Genomic DNA, 10,073 nt, shown 5'->3' on the forward strand with positions numbered 1-10,073 from the left:
GCTCAGCGTGCTCGCAGGCGAGAGAGCAAGGTCGGCAAGGCGTCGGTCGGCGCGATACGCTGGGCTTCGGCCTCATTGCGGCCTTGAAGCTCGATGAGGCCTTCCTTCAATCCGCGGTCACCCACCACGATGCGTTGCGGCACGCCGATCAGCTCCCAGTCAGCGAACATCGCACCAGGGCGCTCGCCGCGATCATCCAGAATCACGTCGATCCCGGCTTCCAGCAGTTGCTGGCGCAGCTGGCTGGCCGTTTCGCGTACAGCATCGGACTTGTCGTAGCCGACCGGGCAGATCACCACTTCGAAGGGGGCGATGCTGCTCGGCCACAGAATCCCGCGTGCGTCGTTGTTCTGTTCGATCGCTGCGCCGAGGATGCGCGACACACCGATGCCGTAGCAGCCCATTTCCATGACCTGCTCACGCCCGCTCTCGTCCACGAACTTGCAATCAAGCGCCTGCGCGTACTTCGTGCGCAGCTGGAAGATGTGGCCGACTTCGATGCCACGACAAATTTCCAGCGTGCCCTTGCCGTCAGGAGAGGGGTCGCCCGCTACGACGTTGCGCACATCGGCCACCTCGGGTTCGCTGAAGTCGCGGCTGATATTGGCGCCGGTGTAATGCCAGTCGTCTTCGTTGGCGCCGACAACGAAGTCGGCCATGGCGGCAACGCTGCGATCCATGATCACGCGGCCCTTGAAACCGACGGGGCCCAGTGACCCCGGCGCGGCGCCGAATGCTGCCTGGATGGCCTCGGCGCTGGCAAACACCAGCGGATCGGCAATGCCATCGAGTTTCTGCGCCTTGATCTCGTTAAGCTCGTGGTCGCCGCGCACCAGCAGCAAGACCGGTTTGCGGCCGCTTTCATCATCACCCTCGACGACGATGGCCTTGACCGTGCGATCAGCTGGAAGCTTGAGGTATTCAGCCAGCTCGGCGATGGTCTTGACGCCTGGTGTATGGACTTTCTGCAAGGCACTCGCGGGCGCCGGGCGTGTAAGTGCCGGAGCAAGAGCCTCTGCCAGTTCGACGTTGGCCGCGTAAGTGGATGCAGGGCAGTAGGCGATGTCGTCTTCGCCCGTCTCCGCGATGACGTGGAATTCGTGCGAGCCAGTGCCGCCAATCGATCCGGTGTCAGCCGCGACCGCACGGAACTGCAAGCCGATGCGGTTGAAGATGCGATGGTAGGTGTCGTACATGTTGCCGTACTCACGCACCAGGTCATCGTAGCTGGCGTGGAACGAGTAGCCGTCCTTCATCAGGAACTCACGACCACGCATCACGCCAAAGCGCGGGCGGATCTCGTCGCGGAACTTGGTCTGGATCTGATAGAAGTGGCGCGGCAGCTGACGGTAGCTGCGGATTTCGCGACGCGCCATGTCGGTGATGACTTCCTCGTGCGTAGGGCCGACCACGAAGTCCCGCTCGTGGCGGTCCTTGAAACGCAGCAGTTCCGGGCCGTAATGCGCCCAGCGCCCCGATTCCTGCCACAGCTCGGCAGGTTGCACCGCCGGCATCAGCACCTCGATGGCGCCGGCCTCGTTCATTTCCTCACGCACGATGTTTTCGACCTTGCGCAGACAGCGCAGGCCCATCGGCATCCAGGTATAGATGCCGGCGGCAACCTTGCGGATCAGGCCGGCCCTGAGCATCAGTTGATGGCTGGTGACCTCGGCGTCGGACGGGGCTTCCTTGAGCGTGGAGATGAAGAACCTGCTGGCGAACATCGTGAATTTCCGGAGAAAGGTTGTCGGTTTGTCGCGCGCATTCTATCAGCGGGGCGGGGGCGAACAGCGGAACCCGCGCAGACTCGCGCTTTCCAAGCCCCTGCAAGTGTGGAAAAATCGACTCAACTGAATGAATCAAGGGTTCCAGCATGCTCGATCGCGAGGGCTATCGCCCGAACGTCGGCATCATCCTGGTCAATGGGCGTAACGAGGTTTTCTGGGGCAAGCGGATTCGCGAGCATTCCTGGCAGTTCCCGCAAGGTGGCATCAAGCACGGCGAAAGCCCGCAGCAGGCCATGTATCGGGAGCTGTTCGAGGAAGTCGGGCTTCGACCCGACCATGTGAAGATTCTCGGACGCACGCGTGGCTGGTTGAAGTACGACGTTCCGAAAAACTGGATACGCCGTGAGTGGCGTAGCACGTATCGTGGTCAGAAACAGATATGGTTCCTGTTGCGGCTCACGGGGCGGGATACCGACGTGTCGCTCCGGGCCAGCAAGCATCCTGAATTCGATGCTTGGCGCTGGCACGAGTACTGGATTCCGCTGGATTCCGTGATCGAATTCAAGCGGCAGGTTTATCAGCTGGCGCTGTCCGAGCTGTCTTCCATACTGTTCCGGCCGGCGGTGCCTGAACTGCCGGCGGAATACCGGGACGTGGCGGTTGTTCGCGAGCCGTGACCGATCAGCGCAAGCTCAAGAAAGCCCCGTCGATTGGCGGGGCTTTTTCATGTCCATCCAGTTGTTGGAAAGGGCGCTCTACCGGCGCTTGGGCTTCCGGGGTACACTTTTCATCGAAACGCCCGTCTGAACATCGCGCTTTGCGGTGAAGGGTAGGGCAGAGTCTGCGTGCGAACGCCGTGCGGCGCTCGCGATATTTGTGTGGCCTGTGGGGTGAGTGCTGATGCGCTGGCCGCTCGGGAGGATGCGAGGTTGGATGATGTGTTTGATTCTGCGACGTGTCTTGCAGGGGGTCTTGTCTGCGGCTTTGGCCGTGCCTGTCATGGCAACGGCCCAGTTTCTTTCGGAGCCTGACGAGAATTGGCGGGAGGCCGAAGTCGAGTTTCCGCCGCCGCCGCAGGAAGCCTCTCTGCGAGAGTTTTTTGTCAGCTCGGCCTCATCCAACCGCTCGTATGTGGATGAGTCGTCGCTTGAAGTCGGATCTGACTACGTGGTTCGCTTCGTGCTGGTCACCCGTACCAGCGGTGGGGCCGAGAACGTGACCTTTGAAGGTATCCGGTGCACGACGGGCGAGCGCAAACTGTACGCGCTGGGTCGTCCTGACGGCGAATGGACGACGCCGCGTCGCTCAGAGTGGCAGACGATGCGAACGGCAAGCGTGAACACCCCGCAGACCGCCCTGGCGATCAATTACCTGTGCGACGGTCCTGCTCCACCCCGAACTACTGCGGATGCGCTGCGGACGTTGCGAACGGGGGTGGAACGCGGATGGGGGCGCTGATGAATGTCGATGGTTTGATCGTTCAGTTCGACAAGGTGCTGCGCACCTTGCTCGCGCCCGCTGCAACCGTGCGGCCAGTGCCCGGTTCGGATTTGCCCGATGTCTCCATGTCTGATGCCGAGCGCGCGGAAACCGCAGCGCTCATGCGTGTGAACCACTGCGGCGAAATCTGTGCGCAGGCCCTGTATCAGGGGCAGTCACTGACCGCGAGCGACGAGGGCGTTCGGCAGGAGTTGGAGAAAGCGGCCGACGAAGAGACGGAACACCTCGCTTGGACCGAGCGTCGCATTGCCGAACTGGGTGGGCGCAAGAGCCTGCTGAATCCGCTTTGGTATGCCGGTTCGTTGATGATCGGCATGGCGGCGGGTAGGGCAGGCGACCGCTGGAACCTGGGGTTTCTGGCTGAAACCGAGCGGCAGGTCGAGGCACATCTCAAGAGGCATCTCGAGAAGGTGCGTCCTGACGACGTCAAGACCCGCGCGATCCTTGAGCAGATGAGCGAAGACGAAGTCCGTCACGCGCAAACGGCAGCCAAGCTCGGTGGAGCCGAGTTGCCGACTGCGGTCAAAGGGGGCATGCGGGCGATGGGGCGCGTGATGACCACGCTGGCTCAGCGTATCTGACGATTCACTCGGCTTCGACGACTTCCCAGGTGTGCTCCATGGCGGCTGTCTTGCCGAGCATGACCGAGGCAGAGCAATACTTGTCGGCCGAAAGATGCACGGCGCGCTCGACGGCCTCGGGCTTCAGGTTCTTGCCGGTTATCGTGAAGTGAAAGCCGATGCGGGTGAACACCTTCGGATCGGTCTCTGCGCGTTCGGCGATGACCTTGGCCGTACAGCCGCGAATGTCGTGGCGCCCGCGGCGCAGAATCATCACGACATCGAACGCGCTGCATCCGCCTGCGCCCACTAACAGCATCTCCATCGGGCGGGGCGCCAGATTGCGCCCGCCGGCGTCAGGGGCGCCGTCCATTGCCACCAGATGGCCTGAGCCGGTTTCCGCGACAAAGCTGACTCCGTCCAGCCATTTGATAGTGCACTCCATGATCGCTCCTAAGTGGCGTGAAGAATATGAGGGATGAAATTCTAGCGGAACCCGCCTGTTTGCACGTCAGTTGGGCCGCCGCCCAAGGTGCAAAACTCTGATAGAGGATTCTTATATTCGCATCAGAACATTTGTTGTGCGGCGCACAAATTTTACTTGCTTGAAGCAGTGTTAATCAGGATAATTGGCTTCAGTGAGGTTGAATTGCTCGCCTCAATCGGTGTCTCCTCCACCCTCCTCCTTTGGTGTGGATTTACGCAGTCCGGTAACCCCCGGGCTGCGTTTTTTTTCATGCACGTTCTGCTGTCTTGTTGTTTGACACTAAGCAGCGGTATCCGATATCATCCCGTGCTTTCCGTTTGATGGCCCTTGCGTGGCCGGACAAGAATCGAGGATTCGAATGAAAACGTTTTCTGCCAAGCCGCATGAGGTCAAGCGCGACTGGTTTGTTGTCGATGCGTCGGACAAGGTGCTTGGCCGTCTTGCGGCTGAAGTTGCTCGCCGTCTGCGCGGCAAACATAAGGCGATCTACACGCCTCACGTTGATACCGGCGATTTCATCGTCGTGGTCAACGTCGACAAACTGCGCGTGACCGGCAACAAGGCCGTGGACAAGAAGTACTTCCGCCACACCGGTTTTCCGGGCGGTATTTACGAAACCACCTTCACGAAGATGCAGCAGCGCTTCCCGGCCCGCGTCCTCGAGAAGGCTGTGAAAGGCATGCTGCCGAAGGGTCCGCTGGGCTACGCCATGCTGAAGAAGCTGAAGTGCTATGCGGGTGCCGAGCATCCGCACGCCGCGCAGCAGCCCAAAGTTCTCGAGATCTGACAGGAGCCCCTCAATGGCTGTGAGCTACAATTACGGCACGGGCCGCCGCAAAACGGCGGTTGCGCGTGTTTTCATGAAGCCGGGTTCCGGCAGCATCGTCGTCAACGGCAAGCCGGTTGACGAATTCTTCTCGCGTGAAACGGGTCGCATGGTGGTCCGTCAGCCGCTGGTGCTGACCGAAAACGCCGCTCGTTTCGACATCATGGTCAACGTGACCGGCGGTGGCGAATCGGGTCAGGCGGGTGCTGTGCGTCATGGCATCACCCGCGCTCTGATCGAGTTCGATCCCGAACTGAAGTCGGTGTTGCGTAAAGCCGGTTTCGTCACGCGTGACGCCCGTGAAGTCGAGCGTAAGAAAGTTGGCTTCCGCAAGGCGCGTCGCCGCAAGCAGTTCTCCAAGCGCTAACCGCGTTTGGTTGCTTGTCAAAGGCCGCCCCTGTGGGCGGCTTTTGTGTTTTTAGGCTTGTGCTCCGCGCAAGCGATTGCAAGCGAAGTCAGGAGGTGCAATGGTCAAGGTAGGTGTTGTCGGCGGAACCGGATATACGGGCGTAGAGCTGCTCAGGCTGTTATGTGTTCACCCCGGTGTTGAAGTTACCGCGATCACTTCTCGAGGCGAGGCGGGCATGCCGGTCGCGGACATGTTTCCGAGTCTGCGTGGGCGTGTCGATCTGGCTTTCGTAGCTCCGCAAGATGCTCGACTCGATCAGTGCGACGTCGTCTTCTTTGCGACGCCCAATGGCATTGCAATGCAGCAGGCGGCCGAACTCGTCTCTGCCGGCGTGCGGGTGATCGACCTTGCTGCAGATTTCCGAATCCGTGATGTTGCCGAGTGGCAGAAGTGGTACGGCATGGAGCATGCCGCGCCGGAGTTGGTTGCGGAGGCCGTATATGGCCTGCCGGAATTGAATCGCGAAGCTATTCGCACGGCGCGATTGGTCGCTAATCCGGGCTGTTATCCCACCGCGGTGCAACTCGGGTTTCTGCCGTTGGTAGAGGCTGGTGTGGTGGATCTCGATGGTTTGGTGGCCGACTCCAAGTCAGGTGTGTCGGGCGCGGGCCGGAAGGCCGAGGTGCGCACGCTGTTTGCGGAAGCTGCGGATAATTTCCAGGCTTACGGCGTAGCGGGGCATCGCCACCTTCCCGAAATTCGGCAAGGCTTGGCCACCGTTGCCGGTCGCTCCGTCGGGCTGACTTTCGTACCGCATCTGGTGCCCATGGTGCGCGGCATTCACGCGACCTTGTATGGTCGTTTGACGCGCGAAGTCGATTTGCAGGCTCTCTTCGAAGAGCGTTTCCGCAATGAGGCGTTCGTGGACGTCATGCCGCCGGGGCGTCATCCGGAAACCCGTTCAGTGCGGGCCAGCAACCTTTGCCGTATGGCAGTGCATCGTCCGCAAGGTGGCGATACGGTCGTGGTGTTGTCGGTCATCGACAACCTAGTGAAGGGGGCCGCAGGGCAGGCGGTTCAAAACATGAACATCATGTTCGGGTTCGATGAGGCTTGCGGGCTGGAAGTGGTTCCCGTCAGCCCCTGACAAGCGTAAGCTAGGCGTGTGCGGAATCGGCAGAAGGAACTTCGCTGGTTTGCGCTGCGTCAAAAGTACATATGAAGTGCTGCGAGTTACGTGGCACCGTGGTTTTCCTAGGAGAGAACATGAGTACGATTACCGACATGCCGGAACTGCTGGTATTCACCGATAGTGCAGCCAGCAAGGTTCGTGAGTTGATCGACGAAGAAGGCAATCCCGATCTGAAGCTGCGTGTGTTTGTTTCGGGTGGTGGTTGTTCCGGCTTTCAATACGGTTTCACCTTCGATGAAGAAGTGGCCGAAGACGATACCGCGCTTGAGAAAAACGGCGTGACCTTGTTGATCGATTCGATGAGCTACCAGTACCTGTCCGGTGCCGAGATCGACTATTCGGAAGGTCTTGAAGGTGCGCAGTTCGTAATTCGCAATCCGAACGCTACGAGTACCTGCGGTTGCGGGTCTTCGTTCTCGGTCTAAGCCGGTTTAGTTCGAGCCAAAAAAAGGACCCCGCGGGGTCCTTTTTTCTTTTCGGTGATTGTCAGCGAGATGCTGCTGAGGCGACACGGGTCGGTTGATGATTGAGTAGATCTAGGCGCGCAAGCATGGGCTCTGCTGCGACCTTGAATCGAGCAAGCTCCGCCTTGTCCAGCGGCTCGACTTGAGGGAGTGCCACTTTCATCGGGTCGCGCGGCTGGTTGTTGACGCGAATTTCGTAGTGAAGGTGGGGGCCTGTGGCAAAGCCCGTCATGCCTACATAGCCGATGGTTTCGCCTTGGCGGATGCGCTGCCCCGTGCTGATGCCGCGGGCAAAGCCATTCATATGTGCATACAGCGTCGAGTAGCCGTCACGATGCTGGATGATCACGGTCTTGCCGTATCCGTTCTGCGTGCCGACAAAGTGCACGCGACCGTCCGACGAAGCCATGATGGGAGTGCCCGTCGGGGCCGCGAAGTCGGTGCCATTGTGGCTGCGCCAGCTGCGGTGAATGGGGTGCATGCGGCGACCGAAGCTGGACGAAATTCTCGTAAATTCGAGCGGATAGCGGAGGAATGCTTGGTTCAGGCCGCGGCCGTCCGGAGTGTAAAAAGCTTCATTGCCATCGGCTTCGCGGTGAAGCAGAACTCGGTGAGTCTTGCCTTGGTTTCGGAATTCCGCCGCAAGGATTCGTCCGGTGCGTACGGGGATTCCATTGTCGTAGGCGGTTTCGTACACAACGCTGAACTGATCTCCGCTGCGGATATCGCGCGAAAAGTCGATCTGTGTGCCGAAGATTTCTGCGAAGCGGCTCGCGACGCTGTCGGGTACGCCGGCTGCATCGGTTGCGCCGAATAGCGAGTGAGTGATGGTTCCCGAGCGCATTTCGACTTGGGTGTCGAGTTGAGCGGCTTCAGCGCTTGAGGCAACAAGCTGGCCGTTCTCACGGGTGACTACAAAGCGTTCGCTGCCACGTGCGACGGGCAGATTAAGAGAAACGAGCGTGCCGTCAGGAGCAACCATCGCGACCAGCGAGCGGCCTGCGCGCAATTGGCGCAGCACGTTGTGCATGTCACTGTTGCCGTTCAGATACGCCCAAGCTTCGTTGTCTTGAATGCCAAGTCGTCGAAAGATCGACTGCAGGGTGTCGCCGGGCAGAATCCTGTCGTTGTACACGTACGGGAGGTTCGAGCCGAGTGTCAGCATTTCGACACCAGGCGAGCTCAACTGCTCGATGACTGTTTGAGGTTCGAAGGGAGTGTTGTTGCTTCCCGGAACATCTGCAATCGCGGCGACGACGGCGAAAGCGGAGAAGGTGAAGAGGGCAACGGAGAGCGGTATCCGTTTCGGGCGAGTGGGCTGTTGAGGCGATTCCGCTAGAATCTCATTTTCCCTGAGCCGCATGTGAATCCTTGGGGTAAAAAAATTTTTCGTGCAGTCTAGCAACGGACTCGCCAAAGTACAAAGCAAATCAAGTCGTTCGCGACGATTCAGAAGGTAAAACGGAGATTTTCATGGTGGATGTCGAGGGCACGCTCGAATATATCAAGCGCGGAGCGGAAGAGTTGCTCGTCGAGAGTGAGCTTGTTGAGCGTCTCAAAACTGGGCGTCCGCTGAGGGTGAAGGCGGGTTTTGACCCGACTGCGCCCGATTTGCACCTTGGTCACACGGTGCTGATCAACAAGCTGCGCCACTTCCAGGAACTCGGTCATCATGTGATGTTCCTGATCGGGGATTTCACCGGCATGATCGGCGACCCCTCAGGTAAGAATGCCACTCGCCCCCCATTGTCACGAGAGCAGATCGAAGAGAACGCCCGCACCTATCGCGAGCAGGTCTTCAAAATTCTTGACCCAGACAAGACCGAGGTGTGCTTCAACTCGTCCTGGATGCAGGAGCTTGGTTCGGCGGGGATGATTCGGCTGGCCTCGCATCACTCAGTTGCCCGCATGCTTGAGCGCGACGATTTCTCCAAGCGCTACGCCAACGGTCAGTCCATTGCGATTCACGAGTTCCTCTATCCGCTGTGCCAGGGGTATGACTCGGTTGCCATGAAGTCGGACGTCGAGTTGGGCGGTACCGACCAGAAATTCAACCTGCTCGTCGGGCGTGAGCTGCAGCGTGACTACGGGGTGGCCCCCCAGTGCGTGCTCACCATGCCGCTGCTGGAAGGGCTGGACGGCGTAAACAAGATGTCGAAGTCTTTGGGTAACTACATTGGTATTGCGGAGCCGGCTCGCGAGATCTTCGGAAAGCTGATGTCGATCTCCGACGAACTCATGTGGCGTTACTTCAATTTGCTGTCGTTCCGCTCCTCTGCGGAAATTGCAGCTCTGCGCGCCGAAGTTGAGGCCGGTCGCAACCCGCGTGACGCCAAGGTAATGCTCGCGCAGGAAATCGTTGAGCGTTTCCACGATCGCAAGGCCGCCGAAATGGCGCTGGAAGATTTCGAGGCGCGCTTCCGCCGCGGTGCCTTACCTGACGACATGCCGGAGGTAGTGTTGAATGCTGACGGTTCAGGTTTGGCGATTGTTCAGCTGTTGAAGCAAGCGGGTTTGACGGCGAGCACCTCGGAGGCAATTCGCATGATCGAGCAGGGCGGGGTGCGCATGAATGGTGAAAAGATCGAGGACCGCGCGCTGGTCGTTCAATCGGGTAGCAAGATTGTGCTGCAGGTTGGCAAGCGTCGCTTTGCTTCGATCAAGGTTGTGTGAAGTATTTTTTACGCCTAAGTATCTGACGGCACTGGATTGGTGCGTGGTTGTGTTTGTGTTGTTTTGAAGAAGTTGTTGTTGGGGTGTTGACAGGGGTTTTTGTGTCTATACAATGCGCCCCTCTTCGCCGCTGATTGTGTTGTTTGCAGCGGGTTTGCGGGGATTTGTGAGGTGTTTCGGCGGCAAAGATTTTTCGCTGAGATGCTTGACGAAGTGAAGTGAGTTGTACATAATCTCGCTTCTTCGCTGCCGGGTGGCAGCGGTTCTTTAAAAATTTGGACAATCGATAAGTGTG

The 10,073-nt window shown here is 59.2% G+C and carries 12 protein-coding genes; 8 read left to right on the top strand and 4 right to left on the bottom strand.

The features are described from left to right. Positions 1-2 precede the first annotated feature (2 nt). On the bottom strand, positions 3-1,724 hold the full coding sequence (locus tag AC6H0W_RS08620; protein ID WP_497576747.1) for a proline--tRNA ligase: 1,722 nt from the start codon (positions 1,722-1,724) through the stop codon (positions 3-5). 149 nt (positions 1,725-1,873) lie between these two features. Here AC6H0W_RS08620 and AC6H0W_RS08625 point away from each other — a divergent pair, with 149 nt between their 5' ends. The 3 genes from AC6H0W_RS08625 (at position 1,874) to coq7 (ending at position 3,808) form a co-directional block, all read left to right on the top strand. Continuing rightward, positions 1,874-2,404 (top strand): RNA pyrophosphohydrolase, encoded by a 531-nt coding sequence (locus AC6H0W_RS08625; RefSeq protein ID WP_497576748.1) that lies wholly within the window; start codon positions 1,874-1,876, stop codon positions 2,402-2,404. A 322-nt stretch (positions 2,405-2,726) separates the two neighbouring features. Next, positions 2,727-3,185, top strand: a complete 459-nt coding sequence (locus tag AC6H0W_RS08630) for a CNP1-like family protein (protein WP_497576749.1) — start codon at positions 2,727-2,729, stop codon at positions 3,183-3,185. Continuing rightward, the gene (gene coq7, locus AC6H0W_RS08635; RefSeq protein WP_497576750.1) at positions 3,185-3,808 is read left to right on the top strand and encodes a 2-polyprenyl-3-methyl-6-methoxy-1,4-benzoquinone monooxygenase; all 624 of its coding nucleotides are present in this window, start codon (positions 3,185-3,187) and stop codon (positions 3,806-3,808) included. Before AC6H0W_RS08630 ends, coq7 begins: the two co-directional genes overlap by 1 nt. A gap of 4 nt (positions 3,809-3,812) precedes the next feature. Here the strand turns inward: coq7 and AC6H0W_RS08640 are convergent, their stop codons facing one another. Then, complete coding sequence (locus AC6H0W_RS08640) at positions 3,813-4,232, bottom strand: OsmC family protein (protein ID WP_497576751.1); 420 nt, start codon at positions 4,230-4,232, stop codon at positions 3,813-3,815. 400 nt (positions 4,233-4,632) lie between these two features. Between AC6H0W_RS08640 and rplM the strand changes: the two genes are divergently transcribed. From rplM to erpA, 4 genes are all read left to right on the top strand, one after another. Then, on the top strand, positions 4,633-5,061 hold the full coding sequence (rplM, locus tag AC6H0W_RS08645) for a 50S ribosomal protein L13 (protein WP_497576768.1): 429 nt from the start codon (positions 4,633-4,635) through the stop codon (positions 5,059-5,061). 13 nt (positions 5,062-5,074) lie between these two features. Next, a complete protein-coding gene (rpsI, locus tag AC6H0W_RS08650) occupies positions 5,075-5,467 on the top strand; it encodes a 30S ribosomal protein S9 (protein ID WP_497576752.1) in 393 nt (130 codons plus the stop codon). A 100-nt stretch (positions 5,468-5,567) separates the two neighbouring features. Then, positions 5,568-6,596 carry an N-acetyl-gamma-glutamyl-phosphate reductase gene (gene argC, locus AC6H0W_RS08655; protein ID WP_497576753.1) on the top strand — a complete coding sequence of 343 codons (1,029 nt, stop codon included), beginning with the start codon at positions 5,568-5,570 and terminating at the stop codon, positions 6,594-6,596. A 119-nt stretch (positions 6,597-6,715) separates the two neighbouring features. Further along, positions 6,716-7,066 carry an iron-sulfur cluster insertion protein ErpA gene (gene erpA / locus AC6H0W_RS08660; RefSeq protein WP_497576754.1) on the top strand — a complete coding sequence of 117 codons (351 nt, stop codon included), beginning with the start codon at positions 6,716-6,718 and terminating at the stop codon, positions 7,064-7,066. Between the two features lie 61 nt (positions 7,067-7,127). Here erpA and AC6H0W_RS08665 read toward each other — a convergent pair whose 3' ends face one another. Then, on the bottom strand, positions 7,128-8,468 hold the full coding sequence (locus AC6H0W_RS08665; protein ID WP_497576755.1) for a peptidoglycan DD-metalloendopeptidase family protein: 1,341 nt from the start codon (positions 8,466-8,468) through the stop codon (positions 7,128-7,130). Positions 8,469-8,578: 110 nt separating this feature from the next. On the opposite strand from AC6H0W_RS08665, the gene tyrS reads away from it, so the two are divergent. Beyond that, a complete protein-coding gene (gene tyrS, locus AC6H0W_RS08670; RefSeq protein ID WP_497576756.1) occupies positions 8,579-9,778 on the top strand; it encodes a tyrosine--tRNA ligase in 1,200 nt (399 codons plus the stop codon). Here tyrS and AC6H0W_RS08675 read toward each other — a convergent pair. Then, the coding region (locus AC6H0W_RS08675; RefSeq protein WP_497576757.1) for a hypothetical protein at positions 9,765-10,073 on the bottom strand (309 nt) is incomplete at its 5' end. The two genes, tyrS and AC6H0W_RS08675, sit on opposite strands and share 14 nt — an antisense overlap.

Source organism: Pseudazoarcus sp. NS20 (genome assembly GCF_059703745.1).